Here is a 21974-nt window from a genome sequence, read left to right on the forward strand (position 1 = left end):
AAACTCTTCCGGAGCGAAGGCAACAGATATCCGCTTCGACGCCGCCTCGTAGGGGCGACCGGCGGTCGCCCTGCTCTGCGAATCGCAGTGGAAAGGTCGAAGAAATGCCCAGCATCGGCGAATTAAACCGAACGATTTGCGCTGATGCCTGCGCTCCTCCAGAGTTCCACTTCGATCGACACAGTGTCATGGGTTTTCCCCGTCGCATGAATAATTCGGGCTAGGGCGTTGGGTTACGCTGCGCTAACCCAACCTACAATTCTGACTCGCGCCTCAAGCCTCGTGCCTCACGCCTTCCTAGTTCCGCTTGCCGTTTTCCGCGTTTCACGATTTCTGCCCGCCTTGACACTTTCGCCAACCGAGGGATAAGCTTAGTGCCAATAAATTCACTGGAGATGAACTAATGGCGGCAAAGAAATCGGGCGGCATCGTTCCAACCATGATCAAATACGGCGGCGGCATCAGCGCGGTGCGGGCGCTGCCCAAAGCCAAGGGCAAGCGGCCGGCGGTGATCATTCTGCACGAGCGCTACGGCATCGATCAGCACACAAAAGACCTGACGGCGAAGTTGGCGCAAGCGGGTTTCGTCGGGCTCGCGCCGGATTTGTTTCATCGCTTTACGGGTGATCGAAAGCTGGTGCTCAAAGGCGAGCAGCGGGTGGATCTCACCGATGACGGCGCGTTGTCGGACCTGAATGCTGCTGTGGAATATTTGAAAAAACTGAAAGAAGCGGACGCTTCGAAGATCGGTATTATCGGTGTCTGCCAAAGCGGCCGCCAGCCCGTCTTGTTGGCAGCGAAGCGCGGCGACATCGCCGGCGCGGTGGTTCTCTACGGCGCCATCGGTGGCAGAGAGTGGCAAGGCAGCGAGCTGCGGCCGACGCCAATCGAAGAACTGGTCTCGCAGGTAAACTGCCCAGTGCTCGGTGTGTTCGGCGAGGCCGACCACATTATTCCCGTCGACGACGTAGCCCGCTTCCGCAACTGCTTCGAGAAATACAAAAAGAGCTGCCACATTCGCATTTACCGCGATGCCCCGCACGGCTGGCTGAATGACACCATGCCGGGCCGTTATCGCAAAGAAGCGGCAAACGATGCCTGGAAGTTGATGATGGCATTTTTGAAAAAATGCTTCGCCGGCGGTTGGGACAAGAACCGGATTTTCTGCACTTACGAGAGCGACTATTCGACCACGTACGATTTCAAAAAGAACGTGCGCATGGAGTAGAACTCAGAACGGAGCCATAGACGAATATCGTGTGTCTTGATCCGTTCGTCTTGAGCTTGTCGAAGGACTCCGAGGAGACTCTACGGAAAATGAAATTCAGAAAGTTTTTAGCGAAAATTACATTTACCCTGTGTCTCGTTAGCCTTATTCCGGGCGCGCAGTCCGCGCACGCCGAACGCGTCTCCATTGCGACGCCGAGCCGGGGCCTGTTTGAATTCCCAGTAGTCGTCGCCATGAGAAAGGGCTTTTACAAAGCCGAAGGCATCGACGTCGACAAAGTGCAGATGCAACCAGCGTTAGGCGTCAAAGCGCTGATTTCCGGCGACGTCGACTACCTGCTCGCCTGGGGGTCCGCGCTGCGCGCTGCCGTCACCGGTGTGCCAATCAAAAATGTCGTCGGCATCGCCGGCCGGCCGTTGCATGTATTGATTGCCCGCCCCGGCGTTAACACGCCCCAAGACCTGCGCAATCGAGTCATCGGCGTCGACTCCGTCGCCGGCACCGTCGATTACTTGTCCCGCGTCGCTGTGCGCCACTTCGGCATGGAACCGGAAAAAGATGTGAAAATTATCGTCACGGGCGAAAGCCCCACGCGTCTAGCCGCGCTGCGTTCGGGTGCCATCGACGCCACGCCGATCGACGTCGCCTTCGCCGTCAAAGCCGAAGATGAAGGCTTCCGCCGCATGGTTTATCTGGGCGATTTGATCGAGCTGCCGCTCTCCGGCATGGCTGTCACCGACGAAAAGCTAAAAAACCAGCGCGACCAGGTCCGCCGCATGGTGCGCGCCACCGTCCGCGGCACGCGCTACTTCAAACAAAACCGCAATGAAACAGTGCAAATGCTCGCCGACTATTTAAAGATCACTCCAACACAGGCCGCCAAAGCCTACGACACGTCTCTAAACTCTTTTTCCGACGACGGCATGATCTCCGACCGAGGAGTCCAGCTCGACGTGCAGCTCACCAAAGAGCGCTTGAAGATGACCAAAGACATTCCGCTCAGCCAATTGGTGGATTGGAGTTTGGTTAAGGAGATTAAATAGCGTCTGAGCCAAGCGGCGGTGGGCCATGCAATGGCGTGCGGATGCCACGCTCTGGCCAGCACGAACCACATGTCTCAACGAGGACGTGTTCCTTGTTGAGACATGTGGCTGGTTTAAACAGCCTCGTGAACTACCCATTGGATTCGAAACGATCTTTCGAATCACACCCGGCCACGACTTTGACACTGTACGCATCATCGAATGTTCATGTGGCGCGACTGTTCGGCTGTCAGAATTGGATAGCTCCCATAGCTTTTTGTGAAAGTTTTCGACGTCGTCGACGGTCGGTTCTTGGCCGGGGTTAAGATATCCATACCAGGTAGACTCAAAATCGTTGGGCTCGGCCGATGTAGATCCACTGTGAGTGCGGCAACCCGTCGCCAGTAGCAAACTCAACATTAGTATCGCGGTTTTTCGCTGACGCATGGCAATGCCTCCTTTTCAAACCTGTTCCCGATTGTACGTTTGAAGTTCCGATAACTTTCTCAGTCTCTCTCCTTTGTTTAATCGCGGTGCACCACGTTAACTCTGTGGAGCAAGTCGCATGCCGCGTTATTCCGGCGTCAAACGGGAGATGCCCTGCTGATTTTTCGCGGGAAGTTCCGAGGTTGGGAACTTTGTTGACCCCATGCTCGAATCGGTGGTAACAAAGCGTGTTCGATGTTTACACGGGGAACTCTGCAGCAAATTGTCACTTCAAGGAGGGGAATCAAGCTATGGCCAAGACGACGCTCAATCCTGAGGGACTGCCGGTACCGAGAGGAAGTTACAATCTCGTCAATATCGCCCAGCCTGGGCGAATGGTTTTTATCGCCGGCCAGACGGCGTCCGATCATGACGGCAAAGTTGTCGGTGTTGGCGACCCTCGGGAGCAAACTCGCTTCATATTGGGCAAGGTCCGGCGGGCGGTGGAAGCTGCCGGCGGCACGATGAAGGATGTCGTCGCACTGAACGTCTTTTCCACCGATGTGCGTTACCACCGCGACATCAACGAGACGCGGCGGGAAGTGCTTGGCGACAACTTTCCGACCAGCACCATGGTGCAAGTGGTGGCGTTGGCGCGGCCGGAGTTGTTGCTGGAGATCAATGCGATTGCGGTGATAGCGTAAATCGGCTTGAGACCGCAGGGGGAATGGGAATGTCACGACGCAGAGCCCAGCGCGGCAGCCGCAACCGAATCGGATAAGAGATTTGACCGCAAAAAGCGCAAAAGACGCAAAACTCGGAGAGGAAATTTTCACCACGAAGGCCACGAAGATCGCGAAGCTAAGAGATGAAGTAAACGTTTTTCCGAACTTCGTGTTCCTTCGCGATCTTCGTGGTCAATAACAAACGAGCGCATCTCAACAATGAACACGCTACACTAGTGTGGCCATAGCAATGGGCCGCGATCTTATGTAGACAGGATTATGGCAACCACTATCGAAATTCCCGCGATTGTGCCGCCGCCGAACCTGGTTAGCGTCACACATATCGTCTACGGCTTGCACGCGTTGAGCTTGCTAATCGGCGTGATGACGGCTGCGACGATTGTCGGGGCATTTGTTTTTGGCGTGCCGTCGATCCTCGCCGTGATCGTCAGTTACATTAAAAGAGGCGATGCCCGAGAGACCTATCTGGAATCTCACTTTCGCTGGCAAATTCGCACGTTTTGGGCAGTATTGGTGTGGTGTGTGGTGGGCGGCATTTTCTTTATCACGCTGATCGGCATTCCCGTGGCGCTGGGAATTTTCTTCGCGGCCGGCATCTGGGCGATTTACCGCATCGCGCGCGGCTGGTTGGCGTTGAAAGAGGGCAAGGCGATGTACGCGGGCTGAATCGCGCGCCTCTCAGGACCTTTCAATACTGCCGGGTTTCAAAGACCGGCGAGTCCTTTTCATGAAGGCCCAAAACCTTTGTGGCTCAGCACTCCAGCAAACCAGCTGTTTCGGCGCAATCACAATCATCGGCCGTTCATCGATCGCCATCGTGCGGTATTGACGGTACTTGGCCCGCAGCAGCTTGACCGCGGCACGATGTCGTTCGCCGCTGCGCAGGACCCGCGCTTTGCCGTGCACTAGAACGTAGGCCAGCTTGCACCAGTCCTCGTCATAGCGGTCGATGACCAGAGCCACGGTGGGATTTTCCGCAATGTTCTTCAATCGTTTGAGCTGGGTGGTGCGCTTGGGTTTTTCGTCGATGGGGGAGCAGAAACTCTTGCCGTCGAAGACGAAACAAATAGGGATAACGTGGGGCACGCCAGATTTGTCGGCGGTGGCGAGGTGGGCGGTGCAAGCGGAATAAATTAGTTTCGAGGCTTGAGGCGTGAGTTGCGCAGTGGATCGGAAAAGGCGTGAGACAGGAGGCGCGAGAGTTGAGTTCGGATTCTTACTCACCCCTGTTGCCTCACGCCTCGTGCTTATTCAGATTTTAAACTCGCCCACCACGTTGGGCGCAAAGATTTCTTCCACTGTCGGCTTGCGCGCAAGCAGGCCCTGTTCACCCATGTAGCGGATCAAGTGTTCCAGCACGTGGCGATTGGCTTCGACGCCGTAGGGCCACCAGTCGGGGCCAAAGATTTCACGTAGTTGCTCTCGCTCCCACGGCAGCCAGGGCAGGGTGCAGGCCATGGTGTTCGAGATGTGCATGTTCTTGATCGCGACGTCTTTGGCTTCGCAGAAAGCTTTGTAGAGACTGCGGGCGATCCAGGGATTTTTTTCGTAAACTTCGCGCTTGATCACCAGCACATGCATGATCGGAAAGATCTTGGTGCGCTTGTAGTAGTCGATTTCTACGTCTTTGTAGTTGGGGAACAAACGTTTGATCTTCGGGTTCCCCTTCATGAACGACGACGGCGCGCGGGCGGAGATCAGCACGTCGATTTCGCCGCTCTCCAACATGCCGTTCAACGTCTTGCCATCGGCGATCGGGTCGAGCTTGATCTCCGGCGGCAGAGTAAGCTTGACGCGCTCCTTGCGGCCGGCTTCTTCCTGGCCGCCGGTGAACCAATGCATGTCGGATGCTTTGACACCGTAGTCGTCGTTCAAGAAGCCGCGAACCCACACCGCGGCGGTAATCGAATATTCCGGCGCACCGACTTTCTTGCCTTTAAAGTCGGCGGCGGTCTTGATGCCGGAGTCGGTGTTGATGAACACGCAAGAATGGCGGAAGTAGCGCGACGGAAACACCGGTATCGCGACGAACGGCGAGTTGCCGCGGCTGATCATGGTCACATGATTGGACAACGACATTTCGGAAACATCGAATTCTTGATGATGGCCCATGCGCCAGAAAATCTCTTCGGCTTCGAGCGGCACATAGTTGATGCGAATGCCTTCGGCTTGAACCTCGCCGGTGCGCAGCGCGAACGTGCGATCGTAAGCGCCGCAGCCGACGGTTAAAAATAATTTCTCCACGTAAACTTCTCCTTGTTAGTTATTGTTCTGAGAGTGAAGGATAGGAAACGGGTGATTGATGTGACCCGAAATTCTCAATTATCCATTTTCAATTACTTCGTATCCCATCTCGAGTAGCGCTGTGCGATGGCGATCAGGACCACGGAGATGACCGAAATCACCAAGCCGATTGCGGCGACGCGGCCGCGCATGCCATCGAGATAGAGAAAATAGAGCAGCGGCCCGAGGGGTTCTGAGCCAGGGCTGTAAAGAAAAAGCGTGGCGCTGAATTCGCGCAAGAAGATCGTCATTAGAATGATCCAGCCCGCCATGACGCCGGGCCGCATCATCGGAATCAAAATGCGCCGGAAGGTCGCCATGAAACCGGCGCCGCAGACGATCGACGCTTCTTCCAGTTCTTTGTGGACTTGAATGATCGTGCTGGTGACGGCGCGCAGCCCATAGGGAAGAAACCGGGTAATGTAGGCAATGAGAATGATCCAGATCGTCGCGTAAACCGGAATCGGAAAATCGACGTAAGCCCACAACAGTCCGAGCGCCATGGCTGTGCCGGGAAACGCCCAGGGAATGAATACTAAACCTTCGATGATGCCGCGCCCGGCGAGTTTGGTTCGTACTGTGATATACGAAGCCAAGGAAGCGAGAATCATGCAGGCCGTGGCGCTGATGAAGGCCAGCAGTAAGCTGTTCAAGAAAGCTTTGTGCACCCGCGGTGTGGCCCAGACATATTCAAAATGCGACATCGTCAGGTTCTGCCAGGTCTGCCAGGTCGGCACGTGATAGTAAGGGAGAATGGCGACCAGTGCCAAGACGAGAATCGGCAGGACCACGAGCAGTATCAACAACAGCGAAGCGACGCCGGCGGCGGCGTAGCGCCACGGTCCGAGCTCGATCTGATGCGGCCGGAAGCCCTTGCCGGTTACCGTGGAAAAACTTTCGACCTGCGACGTGAAGCGGCGATAGAGATAAACGAAAATCAGCGCGATGAAAAGAATGCCGACACCGTAGGTGGCGGCGAGATTGTGATTGGTCGGAAACGACCCTAAGGCTTCGCGCCAGATCTTGGTCGTGAACACTTCGATGCGCGCCGGCAGGGCGATGATCGCCGGCGTGTCGAAGCTTTCGACGGCGCGAACGAAGTTCAGCGTCGCGGCAGCGAGAATCGCCGGGCGCAGGAGCGGAAACGTTATGCGGCGCATGACGCCGAACTCATTGGACCCGAGGGTTTTCGCCGATTCTTCCAGCGAGGGGTCCATGCTCTTCATGGCCGCGGCGATGATCAAGAAAGCCAGCGGAGTCAGGATCAGCGCTTCGACGTAGATCAAGCCGGTCATCGAATAAATATTGAACGGCCCTTTTTCCATGCCGAAGAGTTTGACGAAAACGCCGTTGATCAGGCCGTTGCTCGGGTTGCAGAGCATGACCCAGGAAATCGACACGAGCATAGGCGGGAGAATGTTGGGAATAATCGCCGTCAGCTCGAACAAGCGGCGAAACGGTGCGTCGGTGCGGATGGTGATCCACGCCAGCGCCAGCGCAAAGATCACCGACAAGCCGGCGCTGCCGATGCCAAAGATGAACGAGTTCAACATCAGCGAGTAGGCTTCCGGGTCGCTGTAGGCGCGCACATAATTTTGCAGCGTGAAATTCCCCGGCACACCGAGCGGAGCGTCGGTCAAGCTGCCGTAGAAGAGAAAAAAGGTCGGGTAGAGGCTCAGGAAAGCGATGATGCTGCTGACGATGACAAAGACCCAACTCACCGGTTGGCTCAGGAAGGCGCCGAGGCGTGAGCGGCGCCATGCCGAGGTGTTGACGCGTTCGGCCGGCAGCGTGGCTTCGTTGATGGACACGATCAGGCTCCCTTAACTAACGCAGGAATATCTGCGTGTATTCTTTTTTCTTGTCGGCGAAGTCTTTGGTGCTCAGATCATCCATCTCGACAAAGCCGATCTTGTCGGCGCCAGGCAGCGGCGGCAGCACCCCTTTGCGGTTCACGAACTCGCCCAGCTTCGCCATCGTGTTCATGCTTTCGTCGTCGAGAAAATAGTCGACGAATGCTTTGCCGGCGTTGACCCGCGGCGCCTTGGCTGCGAGCGCGATGTAGCTCGCGTCGCCGATCAGTTTGGGTTCTCGAACGTAGTCGACAGGGGCGCCCTTTTTGCCGTGAATATAGGCGTACTTTACATAGGTGATGGCGACCGGTGTTTCACCGCTGGCTACTCGCTCGGCGGAAGGCAGCAGCGACTCGACCCAAATCGGCTTGTTGGCCGCGAGGTCACGCATAAACTTTTCCGATTTTTCCTTGCCCATGATTTTGTACAAGCTCGCCAGCCATTGGGTGGTCGTGGTGTGTTGGGTCGGGTCGGGCATGACGATCTTGCCCTTGTACATCGGCTTGCCCAGATCATCGAGGGACTTGGGATACTCCGAGGCTTTCAAGCCGTTTTTGTTATAGACGATACCGACGACAACGTTGCGATAACGCGGGCCGAGATTCGGGTCGATGACTTCTTTGGGGTAGTCAGCGTTGGTGGGCGAATCGTATTTTTGAAAATAGCCCTCTTTTTGCATCAGGCGCATGACGTTATCGGCGGCTATGATGGCGTCGGCGATCGGCTTGCCGGCGCGAAACTCGCTCATGGCGCGGTCCATCACTTTGGTCGCGGAAGCGCGCCAGTACTCGGCCTCGATACCGGTCTTTTTCTTGAAGCTTTGGATGATGGCGTCAACGGTGTCGCCTTCTAGGGAGCCATAGATGATGACTTTGCCGTCCTTTTTCGCCGCTTCGATCAACTGCGGCGTTTGCCCGAGGGAAGTGCTGCCGGCGAGCGCAAAGCTGAGCGTCAAAACAACCCATTGGGTGAGTTTAAGCATGGCTTCTCCTTGGTAAAGTCGCCGCCTGAGCGGAGACGATAGTTTCAAATTTTACCTAGTGAGTCAAGCCGATTTCGCCCTCGAAGCCAGTCCGGTCGCCGGCCGCATTGACTCCGCTAATTGCCGATCATATAAAAGGTTTTCCACACAACGAAAGGGAGAAAATTCGATCGATGGCTAATTTGGATTTGCTGGTAAAAAACGGCGAGGTCTGGACCCCGGGCGGCTTTGTCGAGGCCGATGTCGCGGTCAATGGCGGCAAGGTGATAGCGCTGGGAAAGCCGCCGGTGCTGCCGGATGCGGCGACGACGGTGATCGATGCCAAAGGCAAGAAAGTCATTCCTGGTTTGATCGATACGCACACGCATCATCGCGATCCGGGTTTTACCTATAAAGAAGATATCACGACGGCGACCATGGCCGCGGCGGCGGGCGGTGTGACCTTGTCTATCGGCATGCCCAACGTGAACCCGCCAACCACGAACGTTGAGATCTACCGTAAGTTGGTGGAGCACCACAGTAAGAACGCGATTGTCGATTTCAATCACAATCCCTCCGGCACGGTACCGGAGAATGTCGCAGCGATGGCCAAAGAAGGGCCGTTGGCATTCAAAATCTTCATGGTCAAAGACACCGGCCGTGACTATCCGCACATGCCCGGCATTGGGATCAACAACAACGGCGAGCTGTTCAAATGCTTCGAAGCGGTCGGCCAGACCGGTTTGCCGCTGATGGTTCATCCGCACGATCAGGATCTGATGGACGAGATCGAAGGGCGCTACTGGAAGAAAGAAGACCGCAGCCCGCAGGCCTACGCCAAAGCGTATCGCGATTACGACGGCATCATTTGGGACACGGCCATGGCGACGCTGTTTCGCATGCAAAAAGCGCTGGGCGCGCAATTGCACATTCTGCACATGAGCACACCGGAAGGTTTGGACATGCTGCGGCGTGCCAAAGACGAAGGACGGCCGGTGAGCTGCGAGGTCAATCCCTGGGCGATGTTCTTGGGCACGTGGGAAAACGTCGAGAAGATGGGGCCCTATTGTCTCGGCTTCTGGGTGCCGCCCGATCACGTCAACGCGCTTTGGAAAGGCATCAACGACGGCACGGTCGACATCATCGGCACCGACCACGCGCCGCACACGATTGAAGAGAAAGAGCGTGGCTGGAAAGACATGTGGAGCTGCCCCGGGGGCGAGCCGCAGATCCAAGATTATCTGCGCTTGTTCCTAGACGCCGTGAACCAGGGCAAATTGACGCTCGATCGGTTGGTTAGAATTTCCTCTTATAACCCAGCGAAGCTCTTCAACGTCTACCCTAAGAAAGGCGTGATCCAACCGGGCTCCGACGCCGACATGGTGATTGTCGATATGAATAAAGAAGAGGTGATCAAGAACGAGACGACCTACACGAAGGTCGGCTGGACGCCTTACAACAATCGCAAAGTGAAGGGCGTGCCGATCCGCACCATCCTGCGCGGCAAGACCGTGATGGACGACGGCAAGATCGTCGGTAAACCGGGTGACGGGCAGTTGTGCAAGCCGATGGCGAAGTAAAAGAATCCCAAGAAAACCGGCTGTTCAAAAAGGCGGAGAGTTCGAAAGAACCTCCGCCTTTTTTTGCTCGTCGCGGCTACGCAGAAATCTGCTCGTCCAATTCGATCTTGTTGACGATCAGTCCCGACAACAGCTTAGGATAAAAATAGGTCGACTTCTGCGGCATGGTTGCGCCGGCGTTGGCGATGCTTTGGATCTCTTCCGCCTTGGTCGCGTTTAGAATAAACGCGGCTTGAAAGTCTTCTTTCTCCAGGGTTTGCAGCGCGAGCTCTTCGTCCTGAGTGTACTTGATGGTGTCGCCGCTCTCTTGTTGCTGGCGCTTCATGCCGAGAATTGTTTCTAGCACCAACAAGTGCAGGATGCTGACATCGAGCTCCTGCAGTGCCGGACACAAATCCTTTGCTAATTTTTGCATGACCCGCTTGTTTTTCAGCCGCAGTATCACGTAGCGCGGATCGCGCTTGAAGCTGACGCCGATGACCTTGTGTTTTTTTGCGGCCGTCTTAAGCGCCTTGAGAAACGAGCTTTTGCCATCCGGAGTTTTCGGGTGCTGTTCGACGTAAAAATGGCTCTGCAGCTTTTCTTCGAGCTGCAAAAACGGCTGCGGCGCGTAGCCGCGCACAAGCCGGTGGGTCGGCAGGATCACCACGTTGTCATCGTTCATGTTGGCGAAGTAGGCCATGATGTAGTTGTAGGCCTCATGGCCCGTGCCGTCGCCGCGCTCGCCGCGTAGCTGTTTGCGATAGTTCATCGTCGCATCATAGCGGTGATGGCCGTCGGCGATGAGCAAGGTCTGCTCTTCCATAGCTTTCTGAACTTTTTGAATCACATTGGCATCGGTGATGCGCCAGAGCTTGCACTCGTCGCCGTTGTCCACTTCCACTTCGGCGAACGGCGTGGTGCCTTCGACGACGACGCTGAGCATTCGGTTGATGATCTGCTTGGGCTCGGCGTAGAGCGCGAAGATCGGGCTGAGCTGCGCGTTGCAGGCGAGCATGAGCTTCAGTCGATCTTCTTTAGGCGCGTCATGGGTTTTTTCATGGGGCCGAATATTGCCGGTGGGAAAGTCTTGTAGCTCGGTGAGCGCGAAAAAGCCCTGGCGCAGTTTTTTAGCGCCATCTTTTAGAGTGAAGCGATGGCTTAGAAAGTAAATCGCCGGCTCGGCGTCACGTTCGAGCACTCCGGTGGTCAGCCATTCGTTGAGCAGTCGAGCGACGCTGGTGTAGGAATCGGGCTCGGAACTCAAGTCGAGCCTGACAAAGTTGTGCGGCGATTTCTTGTAAAGCTTTTCTTGCTCTTCTTTCGAGATGACGTCATAGGGCGGAGCGATGACTTTAGCCAAGTCCTTAAACTTTTTTTGATTATAGAAGACTCCGCGAAACGGCGCGATTCGTACCATGTTTTTAGTCGTCCTTGGGTACCGGAATCCGAAGTGCTACCACTAAAACAAAAAGATTACAGGATCAGAAAATAAAAATGGATAGTGGAAAATTGAAAACGTTTCGGACCTGATCCGTAAATTGCTTTTTCCGAACTTCGTGTCCTTCGTGCCTTCGTGGTGAGTCATTCTGAGATCACGCTTCTTTCGCGACGCCTTGGTTCATGGCGCCGATGCCTTCGATTTCCGATCTCAGAACGTCGCCAGGCTTGAGTTTGGCTTGGAACTCCGGCGAATCGGGATTGCCGGTGGTGAGGAGGTCACCGGGGTAGAGCGTTGTCACCGAGGAGAGAAAGCTGATCTGCGTGGGAATATCGTTGATCATCGCATCGGTCTTGGCCGACTGGGCGAGCTCGCCGTTGATCCACAGCTTCATCGAGAGATTATGCGGGTCGCGGATTTCATCCGCCGTGGTGATCCATGGGCCGATGGGGGCAAAGGTTTCAAAGCCTTTGCGCACGCTGCGGGTGCCGCCCAGGTTCTTGCTCTTGCCGAAGCCGCGCGCGGTGACATCTTGCATAATGGTATAGCCAAAAACCGCGGTCATCGCTTGCGACTTGTCCAGGTGGCGAGTTTTTTTGCCAATGACGACACAGAGTTCGAGCTCAGGAAAAATCGAGTCGGCGCTTTTGGGAATGATGATGTTGTCTTCTGGTCCGGCGATCGCCGAGGGGGGTTTTAAGAAAATGTTTTCCAGCAACTCATCCGGCGAGACGGTGGACGCGCTGCCGCGGCCAACTCCAGCATCGAGGCCGCCGGTGCCGCGCTTGTAATTGCCGGCGGCGGCATAGATTTTCGATGGCCGTTCCACTGGCGGCTTGAGCTCTTTCGCGTCGAGTTTGACACCGCCCCCTTTGGCGGCCAGCTCCGCGAGCTTACCTTTTATTTGATCGTACTGTTCGATCAAATCGATCATCGACGCGCCGCTCGGCAGGATGCCTTGGATCGGAATCAGCGTGTCGTTTTGCACGATGGCCAGGCCATGGGATTTGGTCGTCGCAAGTTTCATCCGCAGCTCCCTTTATCTAACCCATTTTCAATATCTGGTAGCGGCGCTTTTCACAAGACGATGGTTGCTCAATTGATCGTTCCCGGGGCCTATGTCATAAAACAGCGTGTCTCAGACTTGGCTACAGCTCGCCGTGATCGCGGCGCCGGAAAGCTTCGATGCGATCGCGAATTTCTTAATCGAGCGCGGCTCGCCCGGCGTGGCGCTCAGAAAACAAGAAGTGCGCGGTTATTTTGCCGAGCCTTTCGATATCGCGGTGATGCGCCGTGATGTGCAGAAATTTCTGACGGCGATCGAGCGCTACTATCCGAACCGGACCAAGCCACGAATCGCCTGGCGTGTCATCCGCGGCGAGGATTGGAACAAGCGCTGGCGCAAGTTCATCAAACCTCAAAGAGTCGGGGGAAAATTTTGGCTTACGCCGCCGTGGATACCGGTGCCGAAGATGCGCGGGCGGCACGTAATCACTATTGAGCCGGGCATGGCCTTTGGCACCGGCAGCCATGCGACGACGCGCGGCTGTTTAGAGTTGATCGAACGAGTGGCGCGGCGATTTAAAAAAAATCCGTGGACTGCCCTCGATGTGGGCACCGGGTCGGGGATATTGTCGATTGCATTGGTTAAACTTGGCGCGGCGCGAGTGTGGGCGGTCGACAACGATCCGATCGCGATCCAAGTCGCGCAGGAAAATCTGCAGATCAACGGAGCGGCGAAAAAAGTTCGCCTGTCGGGAAGCGATCTGGCCAAGATTCGCCGCGTGTTTCCTCTCGTGGTCGCTAACATCACCGCCGAAACGATTGTCGAGCTCAGCGCGGCGCTGGCAAAAAAAGTTGCGCCGAGAGGTTACGTGATCCTGTCGGGCATTCTCAATGCCCGAGCCCAACGGGTGATCGATGTCATGGCCGCCGCAGGCGCGGTTTTGCTCGAACGCAAACGCGAGGGGCAATGGACATCGCTATTGCTGCGCCGCCAGTGATTTATGCCGCGGTTCTTCTTGCTACGAGCAAACATCGACGGGCGCCGTGGAATCATTTCCGGCGCGGAGCTTGATCATCTGTCGAAAGTTTCGCGGCTGCGCCCGGGCGATAGCATTACCGTCTTTGACGATGAAGGTTGGGAACATCGCGCGGTGGTTCGAGTGCTGACGTCCGAACTGGGTGAGATCGAGATTCAAGATTCCTATCGCGCAGCGCGCGAATCGCCGCTGCCGATCACGCTTGCCCTCGGCTTGACCAAGGGTGACAAAATGGACTTCGTCGTTGAGAAGGCGACCGAGTTGGGCGTGCACACCATTGTCCCGTTCACGTCGGAATTTACCGTGCCCAAGCTCGACGCGCGAAAGATTGCCCAGCGCACCGAGCGCTGGCGCAAAATCGCCTTGAGCGCCGCCAAACAGTGTGGGCGCACGCGAGTGCCGAACATTGAACCGCTCACACCGTATGCCGTTCTGCTGAGTGGCGCGCCAGTGCAAGGAGAGTTGCGGTTGTTGTTTTGGGAGAAGGAAAATGCTCGGACGCTCGATCGTGTCCACGCCGAGCAAAAGCAAGTCAGTGCCATGACCGTCGTCGTCGGAGCTGAAGGCGGTTTTAGCGCTAAAGAGGTTGATCAAGCGGTTCAACAGGGTATTTTAGCCGTGGGTTTAGGCCCGCGCATTCTGCGCGCTGAGACGGCGGCAGTGACCGTGCTGGCGCTGGTTCAGTTTCTCTGGGGCGATTTGAGTTGACTCCGACATTCTTGCGGCGCAAGCTTTTTCGCAGCGGTTGCGCTAGATTGCAGGCATCACCCCATAGCGTTTAACGATGGAATGCCCTAAGTGTCATAGCCCAACTTTGTCGCACTTGGTTCACTGCAAACATTGCGGCACTTTGCTGCCCGGGCATGCCGAGCGTGCGCCTGAAACGATCGATGATGGAGAGCTCAAGATGAGTCGACCCGAGCGCAAAGAAGATTTCGAGTTGGGCGCGCTGCCGGAAGATGACAACCGGGAATTCTCCCGTGAAGAAGGCTGGGTGCCCACGCCGCGCATGACCGGCGAAGTGCCGGCGCGCGCGCTTGAAGAAATTCGCTGGGGCGGCTTTTTCCGTCGTTGTGGCGCATTCCTCATCGACCTGATCGCAGTTGCGGCGCTGGCCGGGATTATGGCAGGGATGGCCTACGTGGGATACAAAGTGGGTCTCGCGGCGCATGGGCGCCGACCTGGGCTAGACAATACGCTGCCGCTGGTGCTCGGTTTGAGCTGGGCTGTGGTGCTTTTGGCCACCGGCTATTTTGTCATGTTGCACACGCTGTGCGGTCAAACACTCGGCAAAGCCATTTTCAAATTGCGCGTTGTCGGTGCGGATCACGAAACCATCGGCTATGGACGGGCGCTCTGGCGTTGGATCGGCACCGTCGCGACCGCGCCGCTCCTCTTGGGACTGCTGTGGATCGTGTGGAGCAGCGAGAAGCGATCGTGGCATGACATGTTGGCCGGAACCTGGGTGATGCGCGAATAGATAGTTTCGGCTAGGAACCCTGGCTTATGAAAGTGCTTAGAATCGGGGTCGTCATGGACCCCGTCGACAAAATCAACATCGATAAAGACACCACGTTTGTGCTGATGCTCGAAGCGCAGCGGCGCGGCCATGAGATCTACTTCATGGAAGTCGACGATCTATTCGTACGCGCCGGCACGCCCTACGGACGTTTTCGCCGCCTCGACCTGGCGCGCGCCACGCCGCACTATCAGCTTGGCACGCCGGCGACGAGCCCCTTGCACGACTTCGACAGCGTCTGGATGCGCAAGGACCCGCCCTTTGACATGAAGTTTTTTTTCGCGACTCATCTGCTGAGCTTGATCGATCAGAACCAGTGCTTTGTCATGAACAATCCCAAAGGCCTGCGCGAAGCCAACGAAAAGCTTTACGCGCTGCGTTTTCCTGAACAGATTCCGCAAACCATGGTAAGCAGCGACATGGAGCGCTTGAAAACCTTCATGATCGAGTTGGGCGGCGAAATGATCGTCAAGCCGCTCGACGGCTGCGGTGGCAGCGGGGTTTTCTATTTGAACGAACAGGACCGCAATACCAATTCGATTCTCGAAGCGGCGACGGACAACGGCCGGCGCTTGGTCATGGGGCAGCGCTATCTCCCAGAGATACGCCAAGGCGACAAACGGATTATCGTGTTAAACGGCGAACCGATCGGCGCCGTCCTGCGCGTGCCGCTCGAGTCGGAAACCCGCGGCAACATCCACGTCGGCGGGCAAGTGGTGAAAACTGAAGTAACCGCGCGCGACAAAGAAATCTGCGCCGCATTGGCGCCGCTGTTGCGCGCCGATGGATTGTATTTTGTCGGACTGGATGTGATCGGCAGCTTTCTAACCGAGGTAAACGTTACGAGCCCCACCGGCATCCAGGAAATTGACGCGCTGAACAACGCGCGCATCGAGACCGACGTAATCGATTTCGTCGAGCGGCAGGTCGAAAAACTTGCTGGTCGTTGAGTGCACAATTCGATTTCTGAGACTCGGCAGGACTGGCGGCTTGGCCAACTGGAACGGTGGGGACTGTTTGAGCGAGCTTTGGCGTTGTTAGCTTGACTCCCCAGTGCTTTTAAGCAATATTCCAGGTTCACTTCATCTGGCCAGGTAGCTCAGTCGGTAGAGCAGAGGACTGAAAATCCTCGTGTCGGCGGTTCAATCCCGTCCCTGGCCACATTTTCCCCATCAGCCAAGTAATTGATTCTACACAGATTTCAGCCGTCCGACAGACTCTCAGCTCTCGGTTCTGCATGCTATTAGCCGAACGGTGGATATCGGGCCGCCGACCACAACCGACAATGCGCCCGCGGGTTGGGTCGGTTCCGACAGCACGGTAACGCTGATGCCGAGTGATGGAAGTGGTTCCGCTGTCGCCATTACGCAGTACTGCACGGATACGACCAACACCTGTGCACCGTTAACGACCGGGACATCAGTTCTAGTCTCTTGTCCGACAGGATCAACCTGTCAGACCTATGTGCGCTATCGCTCGGTGGATAATGTGGGCAACTCAGAGGCCGTGAAAAGCGCGCTGGTGAGAATCGATAAGGCCGCAGCACCCACGGGTATTACTTTAACCTACAACGGCAAGCTGCGCGACAAGGTGGGGCAGAGAGATAGGGCGCGGGATGCCGACGGCACCATCGACGGCGTGTTCACCGTGGCCCTGAGTCCCGGCAGCGCTAATCGCAGCGTGACCCGGTTGGAACTCAGAAACACCGCCATTCCAGGCGGCATCTGGAACACACAAGTGGATGATTCATGGACCTTGGGAGCCGCGGCAGGATTGGATAGCCCGCTGCTCAATGCGGGCGATGACTCGGTGAACTTTGTCGTCAGCGACGGCGGCAATTTTAAGATATTTGCGGCGGACTATGAAGGAAGAATGTTTGGTAATGGGGTCAAGTTTACTTTGACGGTCGAGTTCGGCGACGGAACTTCGGCCTCGGATAGCGTGAGACTGCCGTTTTTCGATTTCGACGGCGACGGCAAGAGCGATATCGGAATCTATCGCGATGGGACTTGGATAATAAAGCCATCCGGGGGTGGGGCGAACATTGTGGAAAGCTTGGGCGCAGCGAGCGATATTCCGGTGCCGGCCGATTACGACGGCGACGGCAAAACTGACATAGCGATTTACCGAACCAACGGGGAATGGGAGATCAAACGCAGCTCGGACCGGCAAGTGATGAAAGTTGGATTTGGGGGGCCGGCGTTCATTCCGGTTCCCGGCGATTACGACGGGGATGGCAAAGCGGATATCGCGGTCTATTTGGACGGCGGCGTGTGGTCGATCCTGAGGTCATCGGATGGCGGGAACACCGTGGTGGCGCACGGGGGAGTGGGCTGGGATGCGGTGGCAGCCGATTACGACGGCGACGGCAAGACGGACATCGCCGTGCATTTCGGCGGTGCCTGGTCGATCTTGTACAGTTCGGATAGCCGCAATCCAAAAGTCCCGTTTGTATTGGGTCATGGCGGTCCTGCGTGGAGCCCGATTCCCGCCGACTACGACGGCGACGGTAGGGCGGACGTGGCGGTGTATCATCCTGTCGGCGCTTGGTCGGTGGTGCAATCGGTCAACAATACCAATGTGGTGTATGGTCATGGCGGCTCGACTGCCGAACCTGTGCCGGCCGACTATGACGGCGACGGCAAAGCAGATATTGCTGTGTATTTTCCTGATGGAGCCAGCGCCGGAGCATGGTCAATCAAGCGGTCGTCGGATAACGGAATTACTAGCGTGGCACATGGCGGTGCGTCCCAGGATCTTCCGCTAAACTGAGGTATCTTCACTAGGTTCAGCGATTCGATTTCACTTGCGGTGAAATTACTCTGCTCGGGAAACCTTCGACTTTGGCAAAACTTTGGCAATTCCCAAATGGTCCCGCTCGAGAGCCGCGAGCTTCGCTGCGGCTTCTTTTAGCGAAATTTCGTCGCTAAGATCATGCTCTGCACGTAAACCCCATCAACTTTCATCGTGTTAAGGAGAACGGCAAGTGATATCTTAGTTAGTAGTCCGCGCTCGTCAATTTGCCAGTAACGCGGCGAATTTTCTTGCGGTTAGGATTTGCGTAGATTTGTGGCGCTCTAATGAGAGCAAGCCACTTTTGTCACCCGTCACCAGATAGTCGGCATTGCCTGCTTCGGACAAAGCAAGCAGAAAATCATCGTTCGGGTCGGGCGAGCGTTTTACCCGCGGTAATCGACTAATCTCCTCCGCGAGTTCCTTGACTTGATTTACAAGGCGGCCTGCTCGATGGGGTTTGATGAGTTTTGCGATGCGCGGTTTTTGCAGTGTGGCGCGTAACTCGGCGAGATGCTCAGTGCAGATCAACAGCGTAAATTTACCGTCTTGCCAAGCATCGTATATGGTGGCGGGATGACCGGCAGGAGAAATCAACGAGGACACCAAAATATTGGTGTCGAGCACCACACGCATCAGGGTTTAGCAGACTTCTTTCGACCGCGTCGTTCGGAGCGAACCTCGTCGACGGCATCGTCAACCAGCCGTTGCAATTTCTCCGGGTCGAGATCAGCATTGCGCATTCTGATATCCTGGACCGTTCGATGAAAGACGCGCCAGCGCACTGCCTCTTCAATAAACTTGGAGAGGTCGCCCTTCTTCATTCCCTGGGCACCTAAGAAAGTGCGCAGCGCGAGGTCGGTATCCCTCGAGACTTTGATATTCCAGCGAACCGATTCATCTTCCATTGGGAACCTCGTATGCAGATAAACACTTATACACCTATCTTACGTTGGTTCCATGCAAGCGGCAAGACAGCACCGGTTGCAGGTAGATCTATTAGTGGTCATCGGATTTTTGCACGTTTGAGCAGCCGAGCGGCGAGTGACGCAGGGAGATTCAGGAGTCAACCCAGTTTGGCACGAGTCCTTTCATCTTGATAGACTTATGGGCTAGAGGTGAAAGTTATGGGAAACAGACTTTGGATCAGCTTACGGTTGCCTTCAAAGCAGTAGAAAGCGAGCTGTCCGGACGGGTTTTTGAGAACCGTTGGAGAGTTCTTGAGTTTGCAGCGATCCAACGCTGCTTCTTAATGTTCTACACGGCACTCTAAGCACGTAAAGGTACGTAAGGGTTCCTACGAGGGTGCGTATGTTGGTTAAGTACTCGACTTCCAAGAGAAAACTATGACCGCAATTTAGCCAATTCGCTGAGAAGGCTTACTAGAGCTGTTCTCAGACCTGGGGATGGGACTTATCGACAACTTATCAACAAGTTGTCAACGCTCACTGTGGAATAGCGAGAGCGGCGCGCGCTACGCCGGCGGCAGATTTATTTGATTATCAACCCGCCGAATCAGGTGCGCAAAATTCCAATCCAGAAACCTAGATCACAAATTGGAATTTTCTAAGCAATAAAGACTGGACAACGGCTAATGGTTTCAATAGGTTCGGCGTAGTAGTCATTGAGTCGAGCCTAGATGATACTCTGTCACAATGCACGCCTGTTGACCTTAGACAAACTGCGGCCGGTTTTAGAAAGACAGCAGATCCTAGTCGATAACGGCGTGATTGCCGCCGTTGGCAAAGACCTCAAGATCGCTGGCTTGCCCATCCGCCAGCGCATCGACTGCACGGGCAAGATCGTCATGCCCGGCCTCATCAATACCCATTCGCATCTGACCGAGATATTACAGCGCAGCTTTCGCGACAATCTGCGCATGGAAGTTTGGCGTGGCTATCGCGCGCGTACCGAAGAATTGGCCAATCCCACGGCGGCGGAGATCGGTGCAGCGGCCGCGCTCGCTTGCGCCGAGATGCTGAAGAACGGAGTGACGGCGGTGGTCGATCATTTCTCGACCCGACCGGGACTTTCCGAGCCGAAAATGATGGCGATCGTTAGGGCGTTCGAGCAGACCGGCATTCGCGGTGTGTTAACACCGTCGCTGCTCGATCGGGATTTTGTCGAGATCGTCGCGGCTAAACGAGCTGCGCGGGCACAGGCTAAAAAACCGAAGGTTCCCTGGCAAGAACAAGTTCTACCGATGCTATCGCATCTAAAACAATCCGCCGCAACTGTGTCGTTAATGTTGGGTCCTTCGTCGCCGTTTAGCTGCAGCGACGAGTTGGTGCGGGAAGTGGTTGAGATGGCGGAGCAGCATGATTTAGGCATTCACACCCACTTACTTGAAACCAAGCTGCAGCGTTGGGGCGGCCGCCAGCTTTATCCCGAAGGCTTGGGCAAGCGCATGCAGCGGCTCGGCTTGTTTTCGCAACGGCTGTCGGCGGCGCACTGTGTGTGGGTCAACGAGAGAGAGATGGATGCGATGGCCGCGGCGGGGGTTAACGCGGTGCACAATCCGGCGAGCAATCTCAAACTGGGCAGCGGCATCGCACCGGTGGTGGCGATGAAAAAACGCGGCATTAACGTGTCGCTCGGCACCGACGGCGGCGATACCAGCGATAGCTACACGATATTCGAACAGATTCGCCTGGCGGCGCTGCTGTCACGGGTGAATACCGAAAATTCCGATGAATGGGTGACAGCGCTCGACGCTTTGCGCATGGGAACGATCAACGGCGCGCAGGCGGTGCCGGCGTGGCGCGGCAAAATCGGCAAGATTGCGAAGGGCTACCGCGCCGATCTCGTCATTCTGCGACCGAACCTGCGGCTGACGCCAGCGGCGGACGTTGTCAATCAACTGGTTTTCTGTGAGAGCGGTCAGTCGGTGGATACCGTGATGGTGGACGGCAAAATTGTCGTCAAGGACGGCCGCCTGCTCTCCATGCGTGAAGAAGAAGTTATGCGCAAGGTGCTGCCGATCAGCAGGAGAATGCAGCGCCATTACCGCGCGCTGGTCCACCAAGAGCCGCCGCAGAGCGAATCGACCGTGCGGCAACTTTATCGAAAGGCGTTTGATGTATAGTCGCGATCGCTAGAAACAAAAGAAGAGAAGGAGACGCCCATGTTTCGTTACGGCAAATGGATCGTTCTGTTGGCGCTGCTCGCGTCGGCGCCCGCCCACGCGCAGAACGCGCGCACCAGCTACGGCGGCACGTCGGGATTCAACGTGCCGATCTGGGTTGGCCAGGAAGCGGGTTTCTTCAAGAAACATGGCGTCAATTCAGAACTTGTATTGATCAGCGGGGATGCCGCGGCGTTTCAAGTAATGTTGGCCGGCGATCTGCAGTTTGCCAACGCTGCCGGCACCGCGGCGATTCAGGCCAATGTTCAGGGCGCCGACTTCGTGATCATCGCGTCGTCCTACAACTTCATGCCCTACAGTTTTGTCGTGCGGCCGGAGATTCGTGCCGCGAGCGATCTCAAAGGCAAGGTCATGTCGGTGGCGCGGTTGGGCGGCATCAACGAATACGCTGCCTATTTTACGTTTGAGAAACTCGGGTTGGGGCCTAAGGATATGACCTTTGTGCAATCGGGTCCTGACGGCCAGCGCATCGCCGCGCTCCAGTCGGGCGCGGTGGCGGCCACGGTGTTAGCGCCGCCCGGGCTTTATGCGGCAACTTCGCTCGGCTTGAAAGTTTTGGCCGATCTCGGCGAATTGGGTATCAAATATCCGACCGGCACCATCGTCACACGCAAATCTTTTTTGGCCAGCAATCGAGCGTTGGCGAAGCGCTATTTGATGGGCTTTATCGAAGGGCTCAATCTTTACGCGCGCGACAAGGACTATACGCTGAAGGTCATGCAGAAATACGCGCGCTTGAGAGACAAAGACGCGATGGCGAAATCGCACGACTATTTCGTCAAGAATACTTCGGTGGTGCCAATGACCGATGTTGCCGCGATCAAGAACGCGCTGGTCGACAAAGCGGCGGGACGTAACCCGGAAGAGTTCTACGATAATTCGTTGATTCAGGAGTTGGTCAAGGAAGGGTTTGTCGATAAGTTGCCTAAATAGTAATTGGGACTGGGGGAAAATCT

Annotated in this window: 20 protein-coding genes and 1 tRNA gene; 13 read left to right on the plus strand and 8 right to left on the minus strand. The window is 56.0% G+C overall.

Annotated features, from left to right (window positions below; translation table 11 throughout):
- Nucleotides 1-403: 403 nt before the first annotated feature.
- The 4 genes from FJ145_23150 to FJ145_23165 all read left to right on the plus strand — a co-directional run bounded on the left by FJ145_23150 (nucleotide 404) and on the right by FJ145_23165 (nucleotide 4088).
- Nucleotides 404-1228 (plus strand): dienelactone hydrolase family protein, encoded by an 825-nt coding sequence (locus FJ145_23150; GenBank protein MBM4264308.1) that lies wholly within the window; start codon nucleotides 404-406, stop codon nucleotides 1226-1228.
- 89 nt (nucleotides 1229-1317) lie between these two features.
- Nucleotides 1318-2271 carry an ABC transporter substrate-binding protein gene (locus FJ145_23155; GenBank protein ID MBM4264309.1) on the plus strand — a complete coding sequence of 318 codons (954 nt, stop codon included), beginning with the start codon at nucleotides 1318-1320 and terminating at the stop codon, nucleotides 2269-2271.
- A gap of 716 nt (nucleotides 2272-2987) precedes the next feature.
- Nucleotides 2988-3380 (plus strand): RidA family protein, encoded by a 393-nt coding sequence (locus FJ145_23160; GenBank protein MBM4264310.1) that lies wholly within the window; start codon nucleotides 2988-2990, stop codon nucleotides 3378-3380.
- A 300-nt stretch (nucleotides 3381-3680) separates the two neighbouring features.
- Complete coding sequence (locus FJ145_23165) at nucleotides 3681-4088, plus strand: hypothetical protein (protein ID MBM4264311.1); 408 nt, start codon at nucleotides 3681-3683, stop codon at nucleotides 4086-4088.
- Between the two features lie 12 nt (nucleotides 4089-4100).
- Here the strand turns inward: FJ145_23165 and FJ145_23170 are convergent, their stop codons facing one another.
- From FJ145_23170 to FJ145_23185, 4 genes are all read right to left on the minus strand, one after another.
- Nucleotides 4101-4646: a TIGR03668 family PPOX class F420-dependent oxidoreductase gene (locus FJ145_23170; GenBank protein ID MBM4264312.1), complete on the minus strand. Its 546-nt coding sequence runs from the start codon at nucleotides 4644-4646 to the stop codon at nucleotides 4101-4103.
- Between the two features lie 27 nt (nucleotides 4647-4673).
- The gene (locus FJ145_23175; GenBank protein MBM4264313.1) at nucleotides 4674-5666 is read right to left on the minus strand and encodes an ABC transporter substrate-binding protein; all 993 of its coding nucleotides are present in this window, start codon (nucleotides 5664-5666) and stop codon (nucleotides 4674-4676) included.
- A 92-nt stretch (nucleotides 5667-5758) separates the two neighbouring features.
- Nucleotides 5759-7516: an iron ABC transporter permease gene (locus FJ145_23180; GenBank protein MBM4264314.1), complete on the minus strand. Its 1758-nt coding sequence runs from the start codon at nucleotides 7514-7516 to the stop codon at nucleotides 5759-5761.
- A 16-nt stretch (nucleotides 7517-7532) separates the two neighbouring features.
- Complete coding sequence (locus tag FJ145_23185; GenBank protein ID MBM4264315.1) at nucleotides 7533-8540, minus strand: extracellular solute-binding protein; 1008 nt, start codon at nucleotides 8538-8540, stop codon at nucleotides 7533-7535.
- A 182-nt stretch (nucleotides 8541-8722) separates the two neighbouring features.
- Between FJ145_23185 and FJ145_23190 the strand changes: the two genes are divergently transcribed.
- Nucleotides 8723-10099, plus strand: coding sequence for an amidohydrolase family protein (locus FJ145_23190; protein MBM4264316.1), 1377 nt, complete (start codon nucleotides 8723-8725; stop codon nucleotides 10097-10099).
- 76 nt (nucleotides 10100-10175) lie between these two features.
- On the opposite strand, the gene FJ145_23195 is transcribed toward FJ145_23190, so the two are convergent.
- The gene (locus FJ145_23195) at nucleotides 10176-11498 is read right to left on the minus strand and encodes a DUF1015 domain-containing protein (GenBank protein MBM4264317.1); all 1323 of its coding nucleotides are present in this window, start codon (nucleotides 11496-11498) and stop codon (nucleotides 10176-10178) included.
- 175 nt (nucleotides 11499-11673) lie between these two features.
- Nucleotides 11674-12546, minus strand: a complete 873-nt coding sequence (locus FJ145_23200) for a fumarylacetoacetate hydrolase family protein (protein ID MBM4264318.1) — start codon at nucleotides 12544-12546, stop codon at nucleotides 11674-11676.
- Nucleotides 12547-12652: 106 nt separating this feature from the next.
- Between FJ145_23200 and prmA the strand changes: the two genes are divergently transcribed.
- The 6 genes from prmA (at nucleotide 12653) to FJ145_23230 (ending at nucleotide 17852) form a co-directional block, all read left to right on the plus strand.
- A complete protein-coding gene (prmA, locus tag FJ145_23205) occupies nucleotides 12653-13522 on the plus strand; it encodes a 50S ribosomal protein L11 methyltransferase (protein ID MBM4264319.1) in 870 nt (289 codons plus the stop codon).
- Between the two features lie 3 nt (nucleotides 13523-13525).
- The gene (locus FJ145_23210) at nucleotides 13526-14269 is read left to right on the plus strand and encodes a 16S rRNA (uracil(1498)-N(3))-methyltransferase (protein MBM4264320.1); all 744 of its coding nucleotides are present in this window, start codon (nucleotides 13526-13528) and stop codon (nucleotides 14267-14269) included.
- Between the two features lie 76 nt (nucleotides 14270-14345).
- Nucleotides 14346-15041 carry a hypothetical protein gene (locus tag FJ145_23215; GenBank protein MBM4264321.1) on the plus strand — a complete coding sequence of 232 codons (696 nt, stop codon included), beginning with the start codon at nucleotides 14346-14348 and terminating at the stop codon, nucleotides 15039-15041.
- 26 nt (nucleotides 15042-15067) lie between these two features.
- Nucleotides 15068-16030 carry a glutathione synthase gene (gshB, locus tag FJ145_23220; GenBank protein MBM4264322.1) on the plus strand — a complete coding sequence of 321 codons (963 nt, stop codon included), beginning with the start codon at nucleotides 15068-15070 and terminating at the stop codon, nucleotides 16028-16030.
- A gap of 138 nt (nucleotides 16031-16168) precedes the next feature.
- Nucleotides 16169-16241 (plus strand) — tRNA-Phe (locus tag FJ145_23225).
- 93 nt (nucleotides 16242-16334) lie between these two features.
- A complete protein-coding gene (locus FJ145_23230; GenBank protein ID MBM4264323.1) occupies nucleotides 16335-17852 on the plus strand; it encodes a VCBS repeat-containing protein in 1518 nt (505 codons plus the stop codon).
- A 243-nt stretch (nucleotides 17853-18095) separates the two neighbouring features.
- Here FJ145_23230 and FJ145_23235 read toward each other — a convergent pair whose 3' ends face one another.
- Together FJ145_23235 and FJ145_23240 are read right to left on the minus strand one after the other, a co-directional pair.
- Nucleotides 18096-18509, minus strand: a complete 414-nt coding sequence (locus tag FJ145_23235) for a putative toxin-antitoxin system toxin component, PIN family (protein ID MBM4264324.1) — start codon at nucleotides 18507-18509, stop codon at nucleotides 18096-18098.
- A complete protein-coding gene (locus FJ145_23240) occupies nucleotides 18509-18781 on the minus strand; it encodes a hypothetical protein (protein MBM4264325.1) in 273 nt (90 codons plus the stop codon). Before FJ145_23240 ends, FJ145_23235 begins: the two co-directional genes overlap by 1 nt.
- A 731-nt stretch (nucleotides 18782-19512) precedes the next feature.
- Between FJ145_23240 and FJ145_23245 the strand changes: the two genes are divergently transcribed.
- Both FJ145_23245 and FJ145_23250 read left to right on the plus strand, forming a co-directional pair.
- Nucleotides 19513-20958, plus strand: a complete 1446-nt coding sequence (locus FJ145_23245) for an amidohydrolase family protein (GenBank protein ID MBM4264326.1) — start codon at nucleotides 19513-19515, stop codon at nucleotides 20956-20958.
- 39 nt (nucleotides 20959-20997) lie between these two features.
- The gene (locus FJ145_23250) at nucleotides 20998-21951 is read left to right on the plus strand and encodes a hypothetical protein (protein MBM4264327.1); all 954 of its coding nucleotides are present in this window, start codon (nucleotides 20998-21000) and stop codon (nucleotides 21949-21951) included.
- Nucleotides 21952-21974: the final 23 nt, after the last annotated feature.

The sequence above is a fragment of the Deltaproteobacteria bacterium genome (assembly GCA_016874755.1).
In the GTDB taxonomy this organism is placed as follows: Bacteria; Desulfobacterota; Binatia; order UBA9968; family UBA9968; genus DP-20.

Coding starts and splice junctions, on each gene's coding strand:
- FJ145_23150 (MBM4264308.1), top strand. CDS start 404: ATGGCGGCAAAGAAATCGGGCGGCATCGTTCCAACCATGATCAAATAC.
- FJ145_23155 (MBM4264309.1), top strand. CDS start 1,318: ATGAAATTCAGAAAGTTTTTAGCGAAAATTACATTTACCCTGTGTCTC.
- FJ145_23160 (MBM4264310.1), top strand. CDS start 2,988: ATGGCCAAGACGACGCTCAATCCTGAGGGACTGCCGGTACCGAGAGGA.
- FJ145_23165 (MBM4264311.1), top strand. CDS start 3,681: ATGGCAACCACTATCGAAATTCCCGCGATTGTGCCGCCGCCGAACCTG.
- FJ145_23185 (MBM4264315.1), bottom strand. CDS start 8,540: ATGCTTAAACTCACCCAATGGGTTGTTTTGACGCTCAGCTTTGCGCTC.
- FJ145_23195 (MBM4264317.1), bottom strand. CDS start 11,498: ATGGTACGAATCGCGCCGTTTCGCGGAGTCTTCTATAATCAAAAAAAG.
- FJ145_23200 (MBM4264318.1), bottom strand. CDS start 12,546: ATGAAACTTGCGACGACCAAATCCCATGGCCTGGCCATCGTGCAAAAC.
- FJ145_23210 (MBM4264320.1), top strand. CDS start 13,526: ATGCCGCGGTTCTTCTTGCTACGAGCAAACATCGACGGGCGCCGTGGA.
- FJ145_23215 (MBM4264321.1), top strand. CDS start 14,346: ATGGAATGCCCTAAGTGTCATAGCCCAACTTTGTCGCACTTGGTTCAC.
- gshB (MBM4264322.1), top strand. CDS start 15,068: ATGAAAGTGCTTAGAATCGGGGTCGTCATGGACCCCGTCGACAAAATC.
- FJ145_23235 (MBM4264324.1), bottom strand. CDS start 18,509: ATGCGTGTGGTGCTCGACACCAATATTTTGGTGTCCTCGTTGATTTCT.
- FJ145_23240 (MBM4264325.1), bottom strand. CDS start 18,781: ATGGAAGATGAATCGGTTCGCTGGAATATCAAAGTCTCGAGGGATACC.
- FJ145_23245 (MBM4264326.1), top strand. CDS start 19,513: ATGATACTCTGTCACAATGCACGCCTGTTGACCTTAGACAAACTGCGG.
- FJ145_23250 (MBM4264327.1), top strand. CDS start 20,998: ATGTTTCGTTACGGCAAATGGATCGTTCTGTTGGCGCTGCTCGCGTCG.